Source organism: Achromobacter sp. ACM02, from assembly GCF_014851605.1.
Classification (GTDB): domain Bacteria; phylum Pseudomonadota; class Gammaproteobacteria; order Burkholderiales; family Burkholderiaceae_B; genus Achromobacter; species Achromobacter aegrifaciens.
On sequence record NZ_JACUZY010000006.1, the window covers coordinates 265,908 to 288,943 of the forward strand.

11 protein-coding genes are annotated in these 23,036 nt (G+C 65.6%); 5 read left to right on the top strand and 6 right to left on the bottom strand.

The window, feature by feature from the left end; all coding sequences use genetic code 11:
• Window position 1: 1 nt before the first annotated feature.
• Both IB258_RS20515 and IB258_RS20520 read right to left on the bottom strand, forming a co-directional pair.
• The gene (locus tag IB258_RS20515; protein WP_175213015.1) at window positions 2–1,159 is read right to left on the bottom strand and encodes a glycosyltransferase family 4 protein; all 1,158 of its coding nucleotides are present in this window, start codon (window positions 1,157–1,159) and stop codon (window positions 2–4) included.
• Between the two features lie 2 nt (window positions 1,160–1,161).
• Window positions 1,162–1,539: a hypothetical protein gene (locus tag IB258_RS20520; protein ID WP_054456956.1), complete on the bottom strand. Its 378-nt coding sequence runs from the start codon at window positions 1,537–1,539 to the stop codon at window positions 1,162–1,164.
• A gap of 229 nt (window positions 1,540–1,768) precedes the next feature.
• Between IB258_RS20520 and nhaA the strand changes: the two genes are divergently transcribed.
• The 3 genes from nhaA (at window position 1,769) to tenA (ending at window position 4,190) form a co-directional block, all read left to right on the top strand.
• Window positions 1,769–2,989, top strand: a complete 1,221-nt coding sequence (gene nhaA, locus IB258_RS20525; protein ID WP_192353124.1) for a Na+/H+ antiporter NhaA — start codon at window positions 1,769–1,771, stop codon at window positions 2,987–2,989.
• Between the two features lie 66 nt (window positions 2,990–3,055).
• The gene (locus tag IB258_RS20530) at window positions 3,056–3,445 is read left to right on the top strand and encodes a DUF488 domain-containing protein (protein WP_125471134.1); all 390 of its coding nucleotides are present in this window, start codon (window positions 3,056–3,058) and stop codon (window positions 3,443–3,445) included.
• Window positions 3,446–3,527: 82 nt separating this feature from the next.
• Window positions 3,528–4,190 (top strand): thiaminase II, encoded by a 663-nt coding sequence (gene tenA / locus IB258_RS20535; protein WP_054456962.1) that lies wholly within the window; start codon window positions 3,528–3,530, stop codon window positions 4,188–4,190.
• A gap of 276 nt (window positions 4,191–4,466) precedes the next feature.
• On the opposite strand, the gene IB258_RS20540 is transcribed toward tenA, so the two are convergent.
• The 4 genes from IB258_RS20540 to IB258_RS20555 all read right to left on the bottom strand — a co-directional run bounded on the left by IB258_RS20540 (window position 4,467) and on the right by IB258_RS20555 (window position 19,838).
• Window positions 4,467–4,925, bottom strand: a complete 459-nt coding sequence (locus IB258_RS20540; RefSeq protein ID WP_175181516.1) for a hypothetical protein — start codon at window positions 4,923–4,925, stop codon at window positions 4,467–4,469.
• Window positions 4,926–5,289: 364 nt separating this feature from the next.
• Window positions 5,290–5,838: an immunity 42 family protein gene (locus IB258_RS20545; protein WP_217481766.1), complete on the bottom strand. Its 549-nt coding sequence runs from the start codon at window positions 5,836–5,838 to the stop codon at window positions 5,290–5,292.
• Window positions 5,835–18,062, bottom strand: a complete 12,228-nt coding sequence (locus IB258_RS20550) for a hemagglutinin repeat-containing protein (RefSeq protein ID WP_192353125.1) — start codon at window positions 18,060–18,062, stop codon at window positions 5,835–5,837. The genes IB258_RS20545 and IB258_RS20550 overlap by 4 nt, the downstream gene beginning before the upstream one ends.
• A 90-nt stretch (window positions 18,063–18,152) precedes the next feature.
• Window positions 18,153–19,838: a ShlB/FhaC/HecB family hemolysin secretion/activation protein gene (locus tag IB258_RS20555; RefSeq protein WP_192353126.1), complete on the bottom strand. Its 1,686-nt coding sequence runs from the start codon at window positions 19,836–19,838 to the stop codon at window positions 18,153–18,155.
• 290 nt (window positions 19,839–20,128) lie between these two features.
• Here IB258_RS20555 and IB258_RS20560 point away from each other — a divergent pair, with 290 nt between their 5' ends.
• Together IB258_RS20560 and IB258_RS20565 are read left to right on the top strand one after the other, a co-directional pair.
• Complete coding sequence (locus tag IB258_RS20560; RefSeq protein WP_175213009.1) at window positions 20,129–20,890, top strand: uracil-DNA glycosylase; 762 nt, start codon at window positions 20,129–20,131, stop codon at window positions 20,888–20,890.
• A 277-nt stretch (window positions 20,891–21,167) separates the two neighbouring features.
• A complete protein-coding gene (locus IB258_RS20565; RefSeq protein WP_192353127.1) occupies window positions 21,168–22,967 on the top strand; it encodes a DEAD/DEAH box helicase in 1,800 nt (599 codons plus the stop codon).
• The last annotated feature ends 69 nt before the right edge of the window (window positions 22,968–23,036 follow it).

The following is a 23,036-nucleotide window of genomic DNA, read 5'->3' on the forward strand; positions in this document are numbered from 1 at the left end:
CTCAGGCAGCGCGCGCAGGCCCTCGCAGTTCCGCCAGCCAGCCGGCGTAAGCCTGTTCAACCAGGCCGGCTGTGCGCTCGGCGGAAAACAGGCCTTGCCCGCGGATCAGCTCGCGGCCCGCATCGCCCATGCGGCGGCGCAGCGCCGGATCGGCCAGCAGGCTTTCCAGCGCTCCCGCCAGCGCCGCAGGATCGCCGGGCGGCACCAACAGGCCGGTCACGCCCGCCTGCATGGTTTCCGGCACGCCGCCCACGTCGGTGCCTATGACCGGCACCCCCATGGCCGCGGCCTCGATGAAGACAGTGCCCAGCGCCTCGCGCAGCGTCGGCAGCGCAAACACGTCGAAGGCTGTCAGGACATTGCCGATGTCGTCGCGCCGGCCGGTGAAATGCACGCGGTGCGCCAGGCCCAATGCCTCCACCTGCGCCTGCAACTGCCTCGCCATGGGCTGGCCCTCGCCCACCAGCACCAGATGCGCCTGCGGAAACGTGGCGGCGATACGGCGAAAAGCGTCGATCAGGTCGCAATGCCCTTTGTCCGCCCTCATGACGGCCACGCAGCCGACCACCAGCGCATCCTCCGGCAGGCCAAGCTCGCGCCTGACGCAGACGCCGCCGTGCACCTGAGGCAGCACCACGGGTGAATGGATGGTGGCGATGGCCTCCGGCCGCGCGCCGCCGTCCAGCAACTGGCCACGCACGTAACGGCTGACGGCGATGACGCGATGCGCCAGCCACGTATAGGCGTAGAGGGAATTGATGGGCTTGGCCAGATGGCGCGTGCGCACGATGAGAGGCGTGCCCGCCAGGCGCGCCGCAAACGCACCCAGGACCGTATCGCGGCGGCTATGCGTATTGACCACGTCAAAGCGCCCGCGGCGCAGCAGCCGGCGCACGAACGCGACGCCGCGCACGAAGTTGAGCGGGCCATCCATGGGAATGAGGTGCACGGTGAAGCCGGCCTCGCGCAAGCGCGTGCCGAGTTCCGCCTCCGGCTGGCAGACCGCTTCCAGATGGTGGCCACGCTCGCGCATGGCTATCATTTCCTTGTAGATGCAGAACTCCTGGCCGCCGAACGAGGTGGCCGCTTCCGTGTGCAGGATGCGCAGGCGCGCTTCGGGGTCCGGCCGGCCCTGGAGGGATTCGATGGAATTCGGCATGATCAGGACTGGCCGCCTTGCGAGGCGTCCGCGTCGCTCCAGCAACGGCCCTGCGATAGCAGGTAGGCTTCCAGGTAGGCGATGTCTTCCTGCTCCAGGGCCGCCGCGCCCGCGCTGGCGCAGTCGCGCGGGCATTCGGCGGCGTGCAGCCGGCCATCGGACCAGACGCGCACGGAACCGGTGCGGGACAGATCGAAGCGCGCACCGGCCCGCGCCCAGCCCAACAGGCGTGTGCTGGGAATCAGTTGCCGGGTCTGATAGACGCCATGGGGACTCTGGGCCGCAGGCGCCGTGAGCGCTTCGCCAACATCCACCAGGCGGCTCGCGGCGCCGGGCTTGGCGGGCGTGTAGGTCAATACCGTAAGAGGGCGTAATGGCATTTGGCTAGCAAGAGTCGCCAGGCGGCGTTGCTGGCCACGGACTGGTCGGGATTCGAGGGAAAGGGTTTGGTCGCCGGACAAGCAACGCCAACAATTCGACGCTGATAAGCTGTTTTTTCGAATAATTGAAAGATGTTCGACGACGTAGAAGAATCCCGAAAGATGAATTCAGGTAAAATTCAGGAATGAAACGCGCATCTTATCAAAACGTAAGCAAGGGCGGTACTGCATGAGTTTCCAGGCCGTCCCTCCCCAAAAGCCGGTCTCGTTCCTGCAATCGTTCCTCCGTTCCGAGGCGCTGGGCGGCTATGTCCTGATGCTGGCCGCGCTGGTCGCGCTGGTGGTCGCCAACAGCCCGGCCGCCCCCGTCTATTTCAGCGTGCTGGAGACCAAGCTCGGCTTCCAGGCGGGGCCTGTCGTGCTCAAGGAAACCGTACTGCACTGGATCAACGACGGCCTGATGGCGGTGTTCTTCCTGCTGGTCGGGCTTGAGATCAAGCGTGAAGTCCTGGACGGCCAACTGCGCGGCGCCGCTCGCATCGTGCTGCCCGGCATAGCCGCCCTGGGCGGCATGGCCTTGCCCGCCCTGATCTATGTGCTGATCAACTTTGGCAGCCCCGACACTCTGCGCGGGTGGGCCATTCCGGCCGCGACCGACATCGCCTTTGCGCTGGGCATCCTGGCGCTGCTGGGCAGCCGCGTGCCGACCTCGTTGAAGATCTTCCTGACGGCGCTGGCCATCCTGGACGACCTAGGCGCCATCGTCATCATCGCCTTGTTCTATACCGCCGAACTCAATGTATTCGCGCTGAGCATGGCGGGCGCCCTGCTGGTCTGCCTGTTCTGTCTGAACCGCGCCGGCGTGCTGCGCCTGACTCCCTACCTGCTAATCGGCGCCGTGCTCTGGTACTTCGTCCTGAAGTCCGGCGTGCATGCCACGCTGGCCGGCGTGGCGCTGGCGCTGACCATTCCGCTGCGCCCGCAGAACCAGGGCCATCCCGGCGCGCACTCGCCCCTGCATGCGCTGGAACATGCGCTGCACAAACCGGTCGCCCTACTGATCGTGCCCATCTTCGGCTTCGCCAATGCCGGCGTGTCTTTCGCCGGCATGGGCCTGGGCAGCCTGGCGGCGCCCGTGCCCCTGGGCGTGGCGCTGGGCCTGTTCCTGGGCAAACAGCTGGGCGTGTTCGGCTTTGCCTGGCTGGCCATCAAGAGCGGCATAGCCACCCTGCCGCGCCACGCCAGCTACGCGCAGCTGTACGGCGTGTCGCTGCTTTGCGGCATCGGCTTCACCATGAGCCTGTTCATCGGCGCCCTGGCATTCAGCGATCCGGCCACCATCGACGCCACCAAGATCGGCGTGCTGACGGGCTCGCTGGCGTCCGCCGTGGTCGGCTTCCTGGTGCTGCGCGCCTGCGGCACGCGCGCCGGCGCCGCGGAAAATCCTTGAGCGCCGGTTGAATAGGGACGGCGGGCGCTAAAGTAGCGAGGTCCGCCACCCTTCCCTGGAGCCGCCATGAAACCATCCGCCATCGCCGTGCAACGCGTCTATGAAGGCTTGGGTCCGGAAGGCAGCTACCGGGCGCTGGTGGACCGCATGTGGCCGCGCGGCCTGCGCAAGGCGGACCTGCACCTGGACGAATGGGCCCGCGACATCGCGCCCACCCTGGAGCTGTGCAAATGGTTCAGCCACATCGAAGAACGCTGGGAAGAATTCCGCCAACGCTACCAGGCCGAACTGGCCGAACCTGAACAGCAGGCGCGCATGGCCGCCCTGCTGGACGCGGCGGGCGACCGTCCGCTGACCCTGCTCTATGGCGCCCGCAACACCGAACACAACCAGGCCATCGTGCTGCGCGAGGTCCTGCAGGACTACGTCCGGCATCACCGCAAGCGCAAGGCCTGACGCCCCGCATGCTTTGATACCCTAGCCCGCTTTTATCGACCGGCGCGCAACCGCGCGCCGACAGTCTGTCTTGAGGAATCCCATGTCTTTCAGCTCCGACGCCTGGGCGCGCAACGCCGCACTCTATGAAACCACGCGCGACATGCCGTTCAACCGCGAACTGGCCAGCGGCCAGCTCGACGAGAACGCGTTCAAGCACTACATGATCCAGGACGCGCACTACCTGGTCGCATTCGGGCGCGCGCTGGCCATCGCTTCGGCCAAGGCCGACGACGCCGACGGCGTGGTGCAGTTCGCCGACGCCGCCAAGGGCGCGGTGGTGGCCGAACGCACCCTGCACGCGGGCTTCCTGAAGCAGTTCGGCATCGATGACGCCACCTTCGAAGCCACACCGCTCACGCCTGCCTGCCACCACTACACCAGCTACCTGATCGCCACCGCCTGGAGCGCGCCGTACCCGGTAGCGCTGGCGGCCCTGCTGCCGTGCTTCTGGATCTACGCCGAAATCGGCCGCGAGATCCATGCGCGGGCCGCCCAACCCAATCCTTACTCGGCCTGGATCGAGGCCTATGCCTGCGAGGACTTCCACGCCCTGGTGCGCCGGGTCATCACCACGGTCGACCGCGTCGCCGAAAAGGCGTCCGCCGAAACGTTGGAGCAGATGCACGCGGCGTATACGCGTGCCGCGCAGCTGGAATGGATGTTCTGGGATTCGGCTTATCGGCAGGATGGGTGGCCGGTTTGAATCGACGGTAGCGATTTCGGAGTCGCCGCCGCCAGGTGTTGGCGGCACACTTGAGCGCCAGGCTATTGATGCCTGGCGTTTTTGTTTCAGCGGGTTGGATGCATCCGCCATCGCCCAATTGCTGCTGGAGAGTTGGATCCGGCCGATGAAGTCTTACAGCAGTGGGTAATACGCCAGCTCTCACTGTTTAAAACACCCTCACCCTATCGTCCGGATTACGCCCAGTTTCATGACGGGTGGCGCGGCATCTTTCTTGTGTCGTTTCAGATGGACTGTTTAATTTTCTGAAATCCACTTCCCCAACATTTCAGAAAACTGCGCAACCGAGGCAGTATCAACGCTCCACTGAGAAATCTTCATCCCATCCTCACTGATTTCCTCCCTCGGATAAATATGTAGATTTATATCTTCCGGAACAAATGGAACAGACAACTCATTCAAAAATATCACATGATTTTGAATGTAGGCCTGCTCACTTTCAATATAAATTACCCAGCAAAATACGAAATTGGATGAATTCGGATCATACATAGAGGTTGCCAGAGCCGCATGCCCATGACTTTGCAACCCCTGGTCCAGTGATTTCTTCCAACTCTTCAGATAATCCATGCGAGACCAGAATCTCACTGGAGAAAAGAAATTTTCCTTGTACCCATTGATTTCTATCTCTCCGAGCAACCCCTCCTCGTCAAACCTCGTCAGTACCTCATGGGACAAATCCATGCTGAAGCTCATTCTTTTATCCAACTCAGATTTCTAGATTTTTTTTTCGGTGGCATCGACGAAGGATGCCTTCATGCGATTGGCGATACTCTGACTCTTGCTCTTTCAATCGCGCTCTTTTAAGGAGCAACTTCAAACAGGGATATGTTCCAGAGAATCCCAACCTATACGAATCACCAAAACCGCTTTCATCTTCGCTTTCCAGAAAGACTAGATTTTCCCCCCACCCTGGCCCCTGCCTCTGGCCGAAACTTGATTGAAAAATCGGACTGACACCTGGCCTCCCTCACAGATACCTTTCGCCAAAAGGCATGCCTATGCCTGGAAAAATTAACGAGGCCACCTGGGCACTAAAGAATAACGCAACACTCTATTTTCAAATTTTTTTGTAGTGATTTACGGCATCAGATATTATCTTTTCAACCTCACTCTTATTTATATACACATCCCAATATTTAATATTAGGAACTGCCGACCAGTAGCCTCTTCCTGTCGCATCTCTCAAAAATTGGCTTATTTTCGCGCCTATAATTCGCACCTCATCGCCATAAGCAACGCAAAAAACATGACATCCTGCATCGTAGATGTTTTGGGTAGCTGCTTGATATAAATAGGACGAATTAAAATCATCCGGAACATCGGCGTCCTCGTCTACTAGCTCTGGGGAAATCAATCCCAGCATATGATTGAAAGCAACCTTTGCGTCTGCCTCAAATAATTCGCGATTTTCAGGAAAAGAGACCAGTGCGTTTTTAGCGTCTAACATACACACATCCACGTCTAAAGTGGCTGTATGCATTTCTTCAGGAAACATCTCTCCGCCGATAAAAAAATAAAACAGTCCATTCCGATAGTTCGAACCCCAAACAGGTATATGCTCCATAAGGATCGCAAATTTGTATGTATCACCAAAAATCACATTCACCCCCACTTTCCGGATAAACCAAGTTTTCGTTTCACATCGATAGGAATAGCGCTCTTGTTCAACGAGTTATCTCTATCTGCGGTACTCCCCGTCCAGTGCCATTTTCCATCATTGCCGTCCGAAAACCGATGCACATTTCCGTTTTCATCCTTGGCATATCTATGCTTCCCACCCTCTTCAGGGGAAACGGAAGATTCAAACAAACCCAGCGAGTTTCTCGGCTCTAATCCGGCATTCGGCCTGTTCCCAAACACCCCACGAGTGTGCTTGTCATTCGATTTGTAAACCAACCCATTCGACGCAAGCACAGGCTCCGGCACAGGCAGCGGGCTTCCTTTACCGCCCCCCTTGCCCGACTCAGTAGTAGAACCATCCTTTCCTCCCTTCGCCGCTCTCCCGCCTATCGCTCCAGCACCGGCCGCCGCACCCTGTATCCCTTCCTCGGCCAGGCTTTCCCAAAACAGCTGCTTCGCTTCCTCACTTCCACGCTCCATGCCTCTTTTGATGGCGGTAAAGCGATCAGCCACGAGCAAGGGCATCCCGAAACGGAGGATTTCGAGCTCTTCTAATTCGGCAGTGCTTAGACCCTGAGCGCTTCTAGATTTCTCTACCAGCTCTCCTTGACGCTGGGTGGATTCGGCCAGACGTTGCGTGAGCTCATGCGCTATCTCAACGCAGTCGACCCCGCATTCCTGGAGTTCGCGACCCCGCTGCGTCGATATCTCTCTGTACTTTGCCGTTACCTCGTCCCGGCACTTCGTGGTTCCGCACGCCTCCATCTCGGCCAAGCGAGACTGATGTTCATCGACAGCAAGACGGTTATTCGTCGTCTCGTTGTTCGCCGCGAACACCGCTTCCGCGCCGTCGACGCCAGCCACCTTGGACATGCCGGCCACCAGCGACTGGATCAGGTTGCTACGTTGCTCCTTCTCTTCAGGATTGAGCTTTGACGTCTCGCCCAGCAGAGCATTCAACACCGACCCGGCTCCAGCCCCCAACGCTCCCGCGCCGCAGTCGCTGCCTTTAGCCGCCGCCCCGGCGCAGCCCACGATCGCATGCAGCGCGGCGCGCGCCGCTTCCGCTTGCGGTCCATCGCCCAGATTGGATATGAACTTTTTGACTTCGGTGGCCGCCAACCCTTGCAGATAGTTGACCGCTACCGCCTGCACCATTTCGGTGACAGCGCCCGTAACGTTGCCGCTCACCGCGCCGGCTATTGCAGTGAACCAACGACGATTGTCGCCACCCGCTTCCCATTTCTTGGCGTCTTCGTATTGCGCTTTCAGCTCATCCCTGCGCGGACCCTCGGGTTCATTCTTCAAGGCCTCTTCAAGCGCCTTCGCCTTTGCCGCTCGATTCTCGAAGAACTGCCCCGCCTGTTTCCCCATTTCCTCCACGATGTCGAAACCCGCCTCGATCTGATCTTTATCGAAGATCGGATTCAACGAATTCAACGTGTCGCTCGTATCGCGGTTCAACAACGCGATGGTCTCGACCGCCGTCTTGCCCGTCAGCGCCTGCTGCCCCGCGACGTCCCGGATCTCCACCGTGCCGCCGCTGATGCCGCTGAGCGTTTTGGAGTCGTTTTCGCCGAAGGCTCCAAGCGCCACCGGCGTCCCCGCCCCGCCGCTGCCGCCGCTCAGGGAGATCCGGTCGGCCTTGTAGCGCGCCACGTTCTTCACGTCTTCGGCCACCAGCGTGCCTGTCTTCAGCAGGTTCAAACCATCCGCCACGGCCTGGTCGCTGCTGGAGATGACGCCGCCTATCAGCGTGGTGTTGCGCTTGACGTCCACCACGAAGCCGCCGTCGCCCGCCATCAGCCCGGACTGCTCCTCCACCGACTTGTAGTCGCTCTTCATCCGGGTCTGCGAGACGTTGCCCGACACCGAACTCTTGCAATAGCCGTAGCACAGGCTGCCCTGCACCCCGCCGCCCTGCTGCTTGGAGTCGTAGGTGCTGACGTCCTGCAGACTCTCGATGCGCAGGTCCCGTCCGACGTCGGCGATGATCTGATCGGCGCGGCCCGTCGCGCCGATCAAGGAGGTGTCGCCGCCCGATTGCAGCGCCAGCACATTGCCCGCGGTCAGCTCGGTGTGGGTCCAGGTGGTGTCCTTGCCATCGCTGCGGCCGCGCGAGGCGTTGGCCCCGGCAGTCGCCACGAAGCCGACGCCGTTGCTGCCCGCCGTCACGCCCACGCCTACGCTGGCGCCCGAACTCTTGTTCTGGGTGTGCTGTTCGTAGGTGTCGCGCGCGGCTTGCAGCAGGATGTCGCCGTCCGCCTTGAGCAAGGCGTTGTTCCCGGCGGACAGCCGCGAACCCGTGACCGTGATGTCCGAATCGGCGCCTGCGCCCTTGGCGATGACTGTGAGGTCGTTGCCTGCCGCGATGTTGGAGCCGACCGAGGACGTCGTGTTGCGGGTGGTGGTGGTCTGGCTCTTGCTGCTGCCGATGTCCAGGCTCAGCGTCACGCCGCCCGCGCTCTGTGGGTCCTTCATCACTTCGTCGTAGGTGTTGACCGCCGCCACGCCCGTGGTCACCAAGGCCAGGGCCTTCATGATCTTGTTGTCGGTCTTGCCGGCGGCGTTGCCCATGCGGTTCGCGGTTTGCATGGCATCAAGCAAGGGGTTCTTGGCGTTGATACTGAGGCCGCTTTGCTTGACCTCGTGGAACTCTCTTTCACGGGCGGTGTCCTGGGCGGCGGCGATGTTGACCTGCTGGCCGATCAGGGTCACGTCGCCCTTGGGCGCGACCACGTTGCTGCCCACGATATTCAAGGTCTTGCCGGCGTTGATGAGCACGTCGCCTTCGACGCTGCCCACGGTGCTGGCCGTGTGGAAGACTTTCTTGCCCTCGAGCGAGTCTGTCTGCTGGCGTTTGCCGTAGCTCAGGCCGCCGGTCGCGCCGAGGCCGGACTTGGTGACTTTCTTGTAGTCGTAGCTGTCCGTGGTGTTGACGCCGGGAAGGATGTTCACCTCGCGCTCGGCGTTCATGACCAGGTTCTTCTGCGCGCCGACGTTGGAGCCGATGACGTTCAAATCCCTTCCGGCCATCAGCACGGCGGTATCGCCGGTGAAGGTCGAGCCCTGCGCCTGCGTCCAGTCGCCCGACTTGATCGTGTGGGTGGTCTTGGAGGACAGGAAGCCCTTGGTCTTGTAGTGGACCTCGTCGCGCGCAGAGCCCGTCTCCACGCCCGCGGTCAGGTTGATGTCGCGCCCCGCGGCGACCGCCAACTGCTTGCCGGCGGTGACATCGGCCGCACGAGCGTTGACATCCTGGCCTGCGATCAGGGTCAGGTTGCGGCCGGCGTCGATGACGGAGCCGATTTCCTTGCTGGTGCTCAGGTCATGACGATTGCGCCGGTTGAGCGCCATGCTTTCGCCATGGCTTTCCGTCAGCGTGGCCAGCGTGATGTCGCGACCGGCTTGCAGACGCGCGTCGTCCTTGACCATGACCTGCGCGGCGGTCAGCGTCAGGTCGCGGCCGGCCTGCATGTCGAGGGTGCCCGCCTCTACCCGCGCCACGCCGGTGAGGTGCGTGCCCCAGGTGCTGCCGTGGTTCTCGGAACCGGCGGTCGAGGTCAGCGCGATGTCGCGCCCGGCGGTCAGGGCGACCTTGTCGCCTTTGATCAGGGACGCGATGTTGGCCAGGTCTTCCCGCGCGGCGAGATTGACGCTGCCGCCCTGAATGGTGCCGCCAGCTTGGTTGACGATGTTGCCGGCGGTGACGACGGTGGCTTGCCGCGAACCGATGGTGCCGCTATTGGTGACTTTGCCTTCGGCGGCGATTTTCACATCGCGCCCGGCCATGAGCGTGCCGTCGCCCTTGAGGTCGCCTTCGCGCACCACCAGGTAGACCTGCGGCACCAGCACGGTCTCGGTGCTGCCGTCGGGCAAGGTGACGGTCTGTTCCACCAGCCAGACCAGGTCGGTGGTGAGCTGACGCTGCTGGGCCTCGGTCAGCGCGGAGCCAAGCTTGACGCCGTTGTCTAGCGCGAACTTGGCGCCCGCTGCGAGCAGGGCCTTGTACTGCGCGTCGTTGTCGCTGTAGTTCTCCAGGAAGCGCTGGCCGGTGGTGGCCAGGATCTGATCGGACACCGCCTTCTGTTCATAGAAGCCGTCGCCCAGGCGCCGAGGTTGGCCCGAGGGCGTGAGGAACTTGGCGCCCGGCGGAATCAGCGCGGCCCAACCGCCCAGCCGGGACCCGGTCAGCGCGCCGCCGGCGGCAACCCCGGTCCCCGAGGAACCGCCGGACACATGGCCATCGGCGCCTGTATTGGCGTTGACGCCGCCAGACGGGTTGTCCCCCTGCTTGCGATCTCCCGTCAGGCCAGCGCCCGCGCCTGCCGTGTTGTCGATCGAGGTTCCCGGCAACGCGCCGGGCTGGCGCAGCAGGTCGAACAGATAGTCGCTGGAGACGTAGGGGCGTTGGCCCGTGAAACGCGGATCGGTGGACACGATGTACTGCGCGTCCGGCCGGCCGTTGATGGTGAACAGTTGGCTGTCGGGAATGCTGGCCGGATTGGATACGGTGCGGACGGCCTTGCCGCCCGGGAGGTCGAGGCTGGCGACCTGAACCGCGCCCGGCTTGCCGATCGCCGTAGAACCGGGCGTCTTGCCGCTCAGGCCGACCTGCACATTGCCGCCCGCTGTGGCGATGGGCAATTCGATGGGCTGGGCGGCCAGCGTGACGGTATAGGGAGTGGAGTATTCCTTGCGGTCCCGGCGGCGCTCCTGCGTCACGGTTGCCGTGCCGTTGCGGGTGATGGTGCGCGTGCCGCCGGCGCCGATGTTGTTGATTTCCGGTCCGGATATCGACAACGCGCCGCCCGCCGCGATCTGACTCTTGTCGTTGGTGACGGCGCCGGTCAGCGTCATATTGCCGCCCGACAGGATGCGGGCGGGATCGGTGGAGGTCGTGCGCGATTCGGTGACGGTTTCGGTCACCTGGTAGTAGGTGAAATTGCCCACCAACCGATTGGCGTGGTCGGCGTTGAACTCGTGGATGCGCGCGTCCAGTTCCAAATGCCGGGCCTTGTAGGCGGCATAGGCCTCGTCGTGAGCCTTGCGGCGTTCGCTTTCCGCCGTGCATTCGGCGCGCGTCATGCAGGGACGATCCGGTTCTCGCCAAACGGGCATATCGCCCGCGGGTGGCGTCACCCCGAAGACCGCCCATACACGCGCGTCCTTGGCATACTTGAACTGCTCAGGCACGGTCGTACAATCGCCGCCGTTATCGCCGCCGGAGCAGACGTCGTAGGCCTTGGCATAGGCCGGCGGAATGGGCACATCCCGGCCCGCCTTGCCTTTGGTTTGCGGCACATAATCGAACGGAGGGCCGTAGCGATCCGCCGGGTACTTGGTCGACGGCAACAACAGCTTGCGTTCGGGATCGTCATTCAGCCACGCCGGATCCTTGCTGCACATGGGCGTGACTTCGTCGCACAGCCAGTTGGTTTCGGCGTCGTACATGTCCGTCGTGCCTTCTGGCGTGAAGTACACCTTGGGCTTGGACGACACCACCACGGTTTCGTTGGCGTAGTGATCGTTCCGGTTGATCAGCGATGCGGCCGAAATGCGGGCATCGCCGGCGGCTTCGATGGTGGCCGATGCGTTGATCAACGACACGACCTGGCCGACGGCGCGGCCAATGGCGTCCAGCGCGCCGCCGATGCGCAGGTCTTTCGCCGCGTAGATCAGCGCATGCTCGCGGTTCACGAGGTTGGTGGCGCCCAGATCCAGATCGCCGCGCGAGGCGATCACGGCCCCGCCGCCCGCCCCCACGTCGTTGACCAGCGTACCCGCGCCGATGGAAATGGCGTCGCCGAATATGCGGCCCAGGTTGTTCAGGCTGCCGGCCCTGATGTTGGTGACGCCGCCGTCTATCAAGCCCTCGTTGGTCAGACCATTGGTGACGTTGAGGTTGTTGTTGCGCCCCGCCAGCAGTTCGCCCGTGGCCTGGTTGTGCAACGAGTCGGCCTTGATGTTCAGGTCGCGGCCGGCGCTGAGCCGGGCGCTGTTGTCCATGGCGCCACCCACCGCCAGGTTCAGGTCGCGGCCCGCGATGATGTCGCCGCTCTGGTTCAGCGCGCCGGCATATTCGAAGGAAAGATCGCCGGCGGACTCCACCACCCCCAGACCTTCCAGGGTTTTGACGATGACGGCCAGGCTCTTGCCCGCCAACACCTTGCCCTGCACGTTTTTCAGCGTGTCGGTCTCGATGCGCGCGTCGCCCTGCGAGACCACTTCGCCGGCGGTGTTGTCGACCTCCCTGGTCTTGATGGCGAGGCTCTCGCCCGCGTTGACGGCGCCGCCCCGGTTGTCCACCCCGTCGGCCACGATGCTCACGATCTTGCCCAACACGCCGCGCGCGGACGTGCCGGTGCCATTCAGCGTGTCGCGGTTATCCAGGCGGGACGCCAACAGCGTCAGCGTCCGATCGGCCTGGATCAGTCCGCGCTGGTTGTTGAGCGTGTCCGCGACGGTGACGTTCAGGTCGCCGCCCGCCACCGTGCCATCGCGGTTGTCCAGCGTACCCGCATTGATGCGCGCGTTGCCCGCGGCCGCGATCAGGCCGCCGGTGTTGTCCAGCGTCCCGCCCGCACCCAGATCGATGCGGGCATCGCCGGCGGAGGTGATCTTGCCGCCTGCGTTGCGCAAGTTGGCGGCGGACAAGTCCAGGCCGCCGCCATGAAGGGTTGCGCCGGCGGTGTCGATATCGCCCTTGGCCGACAGCGTCATCAGATTGTTGGCCGACAGCGTACCGCCCGCGAGCGACATATCGCCCGCCGCCGCGCCCGAGTCCGTGGCCGTCAGCGTCATGTCCTTGCCGGCGAGACTGGCGCCGGCATGCTGAATGGAGCCTGCCGTCAAACGCAAGCTGCCTGGCTGATTGAGCACGCCATCCGCGCCCACGCCCGCAGCCAGCCTGCCGGCATTGTCCAGCAGGCCTTGGGTGCGAACGTCGAGATCGCCGCCGGCCAGCACCGCGCCGGTGTTGGCGAGCGAGAAACCTGCGGTCAGGGTGGCATTCGTGGCCGCCACGGCCACGCCCGCATTGGCGAGCTTCCCGCCTGCGTCCAGGATCAGTGCGGCCGCGGATTGCAGGCGGCCGTCGGCGGCGATCCGCAAGTCGCCCGCCGCACTGGCGGACAGCGCGCCCGCCTGCGTGGCGATGATGCCGCCGAGCAGCGCGTCCTTGGCCGCGCGCAGCGTCAGACCGCGGCCGGCGGAAGCCGACCCCAACGTCTGCAACGTGCCGCCCGCAGCGGCAACCAGGACGCCGCCCGCCTGCACCTGCGAACCGGCGCCGAGCGTCAGATCGCCGCGCGCGGCCTGCAGCGACAGGTCGCCTTGCAGCGCCGCGACTGTGCCATCAATCTTGACGCGGTCACCCGCGGTCAGGGCCTGTTCGCGGCCGGCCAGCATGCGGCCCGCCACGTCCAGGAGTTCGTCCGCCGTCGCGGCGAGCTTGTTTGCGGCCTGCACCAGACCGTTCGCGCCCACTACGATATTCCGGCCCGTCATGGTCAGATTGGCATCGCTGGCAACGGACCCTTCCACTCGCGCATCGCGTGCAGCCGCCAAGGCCAGGTCGCGCACCGACGCCAAAGCGCCAGCGACAAAGAGGTCGCGGCCCGCGAGCGCATTCAAGGCGCCTGCTGCCTGCACCTGGGCGCCCTGTTTGACGATCAGGTCACGCCCCGCCAACACGGACATGTCGCCAGCCTTGGACGTGGCGGTTTCGCCCAACGCGGCCACCACGCCGCCCAGCCTGGCGTCGCCGCCGGCTTGCAGCATCAGCGCGCCGCCGGCCGCCAACGTACCGTCGGCCTCGACATCTCCCGCTGCGAGCAGGGACAGATCCGTAGCGGCCTGCATGCGGCCGCCGGCAGCGACTTCCAGATCGCCTCCGGCGTCGGCGGTCAATCCGCCAGACAGCGCGGTGACGGTGCCATCGATGCCGATATGCCTGCGCGCCGCGAGGCTGGCCGGCGTGCCGCCGGTCACCACGCCGGTCACAAAGAGATCCCGGCCCGCTTGTGCACGCAGCGTGCCGCCGCTGCCCGCGCCGTCTGCCGTGCCGGCGGTGCCGGCGATATGCAGATCCTGTCCCGCGTCGAGCATCAGGCTGCGGCTGCCTTGCGCCAGCCCGTCCTTGCCCACGCGCAGATCTCCGCCAGCCGTGACGTTCAACAGGCCGTTGGCGATCGTCTTGCCGTTCAGCAACGCATCCGTCGTGGCCGTCAGGCGGATGTCCTTCTCGCCGGAGAGGGTCCCGTCAAGAATCAGCTTGGCGCCGGACCGCGCCTCCAGCAGCCCGCCTGCCTGCAACGCGCCCGCCGCGCCCAGCGCGAGATCGCCGCCGCTGACAGCAGAGAGCGCGCCGTCGCGCGCCAGGACGGAACCGTCGACCTTCAAGTCCCCGCGGGTGCGCAGATCTGCGCTGCGGCCGGCGATCCACTGGCCGGCAAGCGCGGCCGTGGCCGCGTCCGCGACCACCGAGCCGTCGGCCTGTATGCGCGCGTCCGAGGTCGAAGCCAGCGTCCCGTCCGTACGCAATCGCAGATCGCCCACAGCCAAGGTCTGGCCCTTGAGCGTCAGGTCCGCGGCCGCGTCCAGCGCCACATCGGCCAGCGATGACAGGATGCCGGCAGCCGTCAGGGAGGCGCCCGCCAGTGCGCTCAATGCGCCGCCAGCCAGCGCCTGGCTGCCGGCGCCCAAAGCCATATCCCGCCCGGCGCGCAATGCGAGTTCGCCCTGGGCCGAGGCGGCCACGCCATCCAGTTTCAGGTCGCCTGCGGCTTGCAGGCTCGCGCCTTGATTGCCGCGCAGCTCGCCCGTCATGATTACGTCGCCGCCGGCGCTCAAACGCGCGACATCAGCCGACTCGATCCGACCCGTCGCGGCGATTTGCGCCGTCCCGCCAGCGGTAAGGTCCAACCTGCCGTCTGCGCTGATCGTGCCTTGGGCCGCGACATCGCCGCCGGCCGTCAGCGCCGCATCGGCCGTGGACACCAGCGTGCCGTCGGCCCGCGCGTCGCGGGCCGCGTCCAGGCTCACGCCTTTGCCCTGCAATCTGCTGGCAGCGCCCAGCGACAAGTCCCGCCCGGCGGATGCGCGCAAGCGATCGCCGAAAGCCAACGCATCACCAGTCACGCGCAAATCGCGCACGGCTTCCAGCGTCATGCCGCCATCGGTCAACGTCGTGCCGGCCAATGTGAGGTCCTGGCCTGCGTTCAGGCGCAGCGTCCGGTCGCTCTGCACATGCCCGCCTTGGCTGAGGGCGAGATCGGCGCGCGCACGCAGATCCAGCGGACCCGCGGCATACAGCTTGCCGCTCACCGTGGCATTGCGCACCGCCTGCGCGGACAATTCATCCAGGGAACTCAAAGCGCCGGAGACCAGCAGATCGCCGCCCGCCAGGGCTTCCACACGCCCCTTGGCCGCCACGCGGCCTTGCGCGCCGATCGCCAGGTCGCTCCCTGCTGCCAAGCGCAAAGCGCCCGTGGCGGCGGTCAACGTGCCATCCACGGTTGCGTGGCGCGCGGCGATCAATTCAATGCCGCCATTGCTTTGCAATGCGCCCGCGAGCGCCAGATCCTGACCGGCTTGCGCCGCCACGCCGCCCTCGACTTCCCACTGCGCCTGCGTATTGCCTCGCAAGTCGCGCGCGGCCCGCAGATCCAGGTTCCCGGCCGTCGAACCTTTGCCGGCGAGCGATATGTCGCGGCCGGCGGTCAATGCGATGTCTGCGCGTGAACCCATGGCGCCGGCTGCGGTCAGGTCGCCGTCGGCTCGTGCTGCGATGCCTACGCCCTGGGTACGGCTGGCAGCCCCCAGCAACAGATCGCCGCCGGCGGCAAGCGACAAGGTGCCGCCATACGCCAGGGCGTTGCCGTCGATGCGCATGCCCTGACCCGCCTGAAGCGCCAATCCCGCATTGGTTTCAGCAGCCCCGGCGAGCGTCAGTTCGCGTCCCGCCCGCAACTGCATCGCGCCTTCGGATTGCAGGATGGAGCCCGCGCCCGCGACGAGCTTGCCGATGCTATCCACCGACAGCGGACCTCCGGCAAGCAGCTTGCCATCGACGGCGGCATCGCCTGCGGCCACCACCGTCAACGCCTGCACCGATGACACCTCGCCCGCCGACCGGAACGCAGCGCCCGTGCGCAGGTCCGCCAGGCTGCCCGCCTGCGCCACGCCGCCCGCGCCGATGCTCAGGTCGCCGGCCGATGCCAGCCTCAGCGCGCCAGCCGTGGCGCCGGCCGTACCATCTAGCGACAGCTTGCCGTCCGCCCGGACGTCGAGGTCGCCATTGCTGCGCACGCCGCCCGTCAGCGCCGCGTCGCCGCCTGCTTGCAGCCGCGCCTTGCCGGTGCTGGCCAGTTGCCCGCTCACCTGCATGCCGCCCCGCGCTTCCAGCGTCAGGTCGCCATCGGCGCCGATGGCCGCGGAGACAGCCGTATCGCGGCCGGCTTGCAGGCGGACGTCGCCTGCCGCCGCCATGGTTCCGCCGGCCCGCAAGTCGCGTGACGCCACGGCGTCGACGACGCGTCCCTGCGTCTTGCTGGCGGCGCCCAGTTGGATATCGCCGCCACTGCGCATCTGCAGCGCGCCGCCGTAGGCCAGCGCGCTGCCGTCTACCTTCAGGCCGCGCGCGCTGTCGATGGACAACGCGCCATCCGTCAACGCCGACCCTGCCAGGCTCACGTCTTCGCCCGCGCGCAGGCTCATCGTCTTGCCCGACTGCAACTTCGCGCCCGCAGCGGATGAAAGCTCGCCGCCGGCCTGTAACTGCAACTCGCGCGAGGCGACGACGCGGCCCGGCAATTGGATGTCTCGCCCGGCCTGTAGCGTCACCGTTCCCTTGGCCGACACCAGGCCCGCGGAGCCATCGCCCGCTGCCGTCTCGCCAGATTTCGCGGGCGGCGGATTGCCATCCTGACCTGATCCCGAACCTGTACCTGAACCGGCGTCCGTTGCCGTGCCGCCGCCCGAATCCGAACCGCCGGTAACGGGCGGCATCGGATCCGGCACCACGGTCGTGATGCCGGCGCGCACATGACGGCCAGCCTGCGCACTCAAATCCTGATCGCCCATCAGCAGAGAGCCCGATAAGGCCAGGTCTCGCCCTGCGACCACACGCAGCGCGTCCTGGGTCTGCAGGCTGCCCTGCGCCCCCACGGTCACGTCGCCCAGGGCGTTGACCGCCAGTTCCCCGCCCGCGCTCACCGCCCCGCGAACCGCGGCTTGCCCGCCTGCGCGCAAAGCCACCGTGCCCGACGCCTGCGCCGCGCCTGCGACTTCAAGATCGCGGCCCGCCGCCATCTGCAAGTTCTTCGCGGCCTGCACCGTGCCGCTGGGAGTGATGCGCAGGTCCCCGGCGGCGCTCACCTCCAGATCACCCGTAAGCGCCACGAGATTGCCGCCCACGTTCACGCCCACGCCGGCTTCCGTGCCGATCAGCCGTATGCTGTTGGCGTACATGCCGCCCAGTGCCGCCGTGTCCAGCGCCACCGCAGGCGCGGCGCCCTCGCCTTCGCGAGCCGACACCGCGCCAGAGCCGTAATCCACCCGCGATGCACCCGCCGTTACGTTCAGGCGCTGCGCCCAGATGCCCGCGTTGATCTCCAATGTGCGCGCCATCAGGTCCACCTGGCCGACGTTCCCGCCGAGCAGGCCGTCGCCTTCGACCCGGATCTTGCCGCTCGCGACGTCCAGACCGATGCTGCCGTCCGGCCCGACAGCGGGCTTGCCGGTGGTGAGCGTGGCGCGGTCCGCGTTCAGGAAGCCGCAGCCGTTGCAGGTGATGCCGGCCGGGTTGGCGACGATGACATTGGCCCGGTTGCCCGCCACTTCAAGCGCGCCGGCCAGCTGCGACGGATTGGGGGCTGTGACCTGATTCAGGATGGTCGTCGCGCGCTGGTTGCCCAGCATGGGGTTGCCCGCGACCTGGCCCGCCAGTTGCGTCTGGCTGGCCCCGCCGCTGTTGTTCAACACCACGCCGGAGCGGCCGACGTTGAAGTCCGTGAACTTGTTGTTCGACACCCCGCCCGCGGAAGGCGGCGCGATGTTCACTACCGGCACCCCGTTGGTCACGCCCACCACTGGCCGTTGGCCCGGAGCATTCCGGTCCACTGAGATAGGTAGCGTCTGCGCCAGGACCGGCGTCCAGACCTGGGTGTACAGCACGAGCCACACGATGGCGGAACGGAATTTGGACATGAGGCACACTCGGTAGTCGGTTCTTGTGGCGCGCTGCGGGACTCGCGGCGCAAGGAGCGAAGCGCGGGCGTGGCCCGGCCGCGCTTGACGCTAAAACTCGAACATCAGTGACGCAGCCAGTACGGTGCTCTGGGTCTTCAGGCTTTCTGGTTTCTTCAAGGGCCAACCCGCCGACAGGTCGTAACTCGCGCTCAGGCCGGGCAGGGCGATCCGGCCGCGCATGCCCGTCACCGCGCCGATCAGCGTGCGGCCGGACAGGTACTCCGCCGACGGGCCTCCGACCCGTCCGACGTCAAACCCGGTGTAGAGCTGCTGACCCAGATCGCCGAGGTTCAGCGACAGGTCTTGGCGCAACGTCCAGCCGTCTTCGGCGGCCAGCGTCATCTCGCCATCGAAGCCGCGCACGGCGTAGCGATTGCCGATGGTGAAGTAGTCCGCCGGCACCACCGCGGTCTTGGCGTGCTGGATCTGCCAATTGGCCTGATACGCCACTTGCTGGCCCGCCACCTTGAACGGCAGATGCAGTCCGGCGTTGGCCGTGAGCAGGGTGCTGCGCCCGTTCCAGTCGGGGTCGCCGTAGATGTAGCCGGGACGGTCGGAGAACTGCGGCAGCGTTCCGCGCACGCCGCCACCCACGTCCAGCGCGGCGGAGCCGATGTACTGGCGATGCCCATAACCGAACTCATAGCCAGCGATGTCGCGTCGCTGCACGTCGATATCGACGTCGTTGATCGTGCTGTTGACGCGCTTGCGCAGGAATTTCAGCGTCACCGTGCCCTTGTAGGCGCCAGCCCGATAAGGCACCACGGACACGCCCGCCTCGATCTGCTTGGTGGTGCCGCCGTAGATGACCGGCTCGTCCAGACCCGCCACGGTCTGGCGATAGCGCGAACGGCTGGCGCCGGCGAACAGCGTCCAGTACCCGAAGGGAATGCTGTAGTTCATGGAGGCCGCGCGCGTTCCGGCATCATTGCGGCGCAGCGCGGCGTTGCTGTTCCATGAAACCGACAACTGGTCGTACAGGAACAGCGGAGAATCCAGCGTGAGGCCGGCGTTGATCTGTTCCTTGCCGGTGGACTCCATGCCGCCGTTGTCACCGCCCAGATAGGCATGCCAGCGCTTGCCGCTGCCGGGCTTGATGAGGATGTCGGAGTCGCCGACGCTCGGACCTGGCTCCACGTCTATGGTGGCATCGGCCTGGCCGCCAAGCCGCCGGATGTTTTCCAAGGCCTGGTCCAGATCGCGCTGATTCAGTTCGCCGCCCGGGCCGGTCGGCAGCGCCGTGCGCCACCAGCCCGCAGCGCCCTCGCTCTGGACTGCCGAAATGCGGCCTGGCACGTAACGCAACTGCAACTCGCCTGCGGCCAAGGATTGCTCCGGCACCAGTACGCGCGCGGTGATCAATCCTTGAGCGATGAGCAGCGCGTGCAAATGCTCCTGCAACTTCTTCAAACCCTGTCCGCCCAGGCAGGGGCCGATGGCGGACTCGGCCGCGCGGCGCAGCGCCGACGGCGGTTCGGGGGAGTCCCATTGCACTTCGCGCAGCACGAAGCACCGGCTTTCCTCGGGAAAGACCAGCGGCCCTTCCCCCGCGGCCGGCGCCTCGGGCGCGGACAGGACGTCTGGACGCTGCGCGGCGCGCGCGCGCTGCGCCTCGAGCTCCTGTTCCTGGCGGCGCTGGATCTCGGTGGCGCGGTCAGCGGCCGCGGGCAGTATGGGTTGGGCTGCCAAGGGGGATGCGAACACCGCCAGCAAGGCCACTGCGGTCAGCTTCATATGAAAGCCATTGCTTCTGGATTTTTCTTAATGAAACCGCCCGCGGATGCAGCGATTGCGCCTACCTGCAAAGGTCTGTTCGTTTTCATTTGGGAGGGACTACGTGCAAATGCGCGGTTCTGGTTGTTTGGCGCAATGCACGAATTCTGGTCAGCAAGATTTGTCGCAAGTTAAGCGAATGGCAGGCCGTTCCGCACCAGAAAATTCTGATAGTTGACAGTAGAAGAGCGCTTTTTCGGCCCTCAATGCCCCGCCCGGCGTCCTCGGAAGGCTGTGCCACAATTGCGCCCATGCACCAGGACAACCGCCTACTCCACTCCTCCCTGGCCACTCAGGCCGCGCAGCTCTCCTCCGCCTGGAAAGTCGCTTTCGAGACACGCGCCGTGGCCGACGCGCTGGCCGGCGTGATCGCCCATGTGGACAAGCGCCTGGAAGAAGGCGCGGTGGTCTATCCGGCCACGCCTTTCCGCGCCCTGCACGGCCTGGAGCCGTCGGACGTGCGCGTGGTGATCCTGGGGCAGGATCCCTATCACGGGCCGGGCCAGGCCCAGGGGCTGGCCTTCTCGGTGCCGGACGACTGCAAGCGGCCGCCCAGCCTGCGCAACATCTTCAACGAAATCGCCCAGGAGTTTCCGGGCACCCGCGTGCCGGCCGGCAACGACCTGAGCGTTTGGGCGGAACAGGGCGTGCTGCTGCTGAACACCGCGTTGACCGTGGAAGACGGCCAGCCGGCCTCGCATGCCAAGCGCGGTTGGGAAACGGTGACGGACGCGTTGATCTCGCTGGTCGCGCGCGACCCGTCGCCCAAGGTTTTCATGCTGTGGGGCGCGCATGCCCAGGCCAAGCGGGCGTTGCTCCCGGACAACAGCGGCCACCTGGTCCTGATGTCCAACCACCCCTCGCCCCTGTCCGCCAGAAGGCCCCCAGTACCCTTCCTGGGCTGCGGCCACTTCCTGGCCACCAATCAGTGGCTGACCAACCAAGGGAAAAACCCTATTGATTGGGAGCTGGACAAAAAAATAATTCCCATGCAGGGCGAATTCGGGTTATGATCGCCGCACTGCACAAAACGAGTTCGGCATTTACCGCCTTGATTTAGCGGAAATTTTCGCAGTCTGCCGGGTGACACAGCCCCGGCCCCATGCCGAACATCATCGATTCCTGACCTCCTTTCCTTTCGCCCTGCGTTCCACTCAGTACACGAGAACGCGCCACGCGCACGGTTGATTCGGTCGGCACGATGCTCCATCAACCGTCGCCTGGATCCGGCCGCCTAATCCCCTGGCCCGACCAAGCACTGCGTCGCATTGATTGCGGCAAGGGAAAGTAATGTCTTTCGAAAACCTGGGTCTTGCGCCCGCTCTGTTGTCGGCCATTCAAGACGCTGGCTTCACCTCCCCCACTCCCGTCCAAGCTTCGGCCATTCCGCAAGCGCTGGCTGGCCACGACCTGATGGTGTCCTCGCAGACGGGTAGCGGCAAGACCGCGGCCTTCATGCTGCCGGCCCTGCACCGCATCGCCCAGATGCCCGCCAACAAGGGCGTCGGCGTGCAAGTGCTGGTGCTGACCCCGACCCGCGAACTGGCCCTGCAAGTCACCGACGCCACCGCCACCTACGGCCGCAAACTGGCCGACCTGCGCACCGCCACCGTCGTCGGCGGCATGCCTTACGGCGCGCAGCTGAAGGCGCTGTCGCGCCGCGTGGACGTGCTGGTCGCCACCCCCGGCCGCCTGATCGACCACCTGAACTCGGGCCGCGTCAAGCTGAACACCGTGCACACGCTGGTGCTGGACGAAGCCGACCGCATGCTGGACATGGGCTTCATCGAAGATATCGAGACCATCGTCAGCCGCCTGCCGGAAGGCCGCCAGACGCTGCTGTTCTCGGCCACGCTGGACGGCACCGTCGCCAAGCTGGCCTCGCGCATGATGCGCGAGCCGCAGCGCATCGAGATCGCCGGCGCCAAGGAAAAGCACACCAACATCACGCAAAGCCTGCTGTACGCGGACGATGCCAGCCACAAGATGCAGCTGCTGGACCACGTGCTGCGCGACGCCTCGCTGGACCAGGCCATCGTCTTCACGTCGACCAAGCGCGGCGCCGACGATCTGGCCGACCGCCTGGCCGACCAAGGCTTTGCCGCCGCCGCCCTGCACGGCGACATGAACCAGCGCCAACGCACCCGCACGCTGTCGCAACTGCAGCGCGGCCAACTGCGCATCCTGGTCGCCACCGACGTGGCTGCCCGCGGCATCGACGTGCAAGGCATCAGCCACGCCGTCAACTTCGACCTGCCGATGCAAGCCGAAGACTACGTGCACCGTATCGGCCGTACCGGCCGCGCCGGCCGCAGCGGCCTGGCCTTCACGCTGGCAACGCATTCCGAGCGCCATAAGGTCCGCCGCATCGAGCACTACATCGGCCAATCGATCACCCCCGAAGTGATCGCCGGCCTGGAACCCAAGCGCACCCCGCGCCCCTCGGCTGGCGGCGCCGGCCCGCGTGGCGGCAAGCCGTTCGGCAAGCGTCCCGGCGGCGGCTACCAGGGCAACCGCGAAGGCCGTTCCTTCGGCGGCCCGCGTGGCGAATTCAAGCCGCGTGAAGGCGGTTATCAAGGCAACCGCGAGGGCGGCCCGCGCGAAGGCGGCTACCAAGGCAATCGCCCGTTCGGCGACCGCCCGGCCCGTTCCTTCAGCGATCGTCCGAGCTTCGGCGACCGTCCGCAGCGTGAAGGCGGCTACCAGGGCAACCGCCCCTTCGGTGACCGTCCGCAGCGCGAAGGCGGCTTCCGCGGCGGCGACCGCGATTCGCGTCCCAGCTTCGGCGACCGTCCCAGCTTCGGCGACCGCCCCAGCTATGGCGACCGCCCCCAGCGCGATGCCCGCCCGTTCAGCGAGCGCGGCCCGCGTGAAGGCGGTTTCCGTGGCGGCGACCGCGACTCGCGCCCCAGCTACAACGACCGCGCCAGCTTTGGCGACCGCCCGAGCTTTGGCGACCGTCCGCAGCGTGAAGGCGGCTTCCGCGGCGGCGACCGTCCGGAAGGCGGTTTCCGTGGCAAGCCCTCGTTCGACAAGCGCCCCGGCGGCCCCGCCAAGCGCTTCGGCAAGTCGGCTGACCGCCGCGGCTAATCCGCCCGCTTGAACCCAACACAAACCCCGCGCCTGTCGCGGGGTTTGTTTTTTGGGAAAATGACCGCT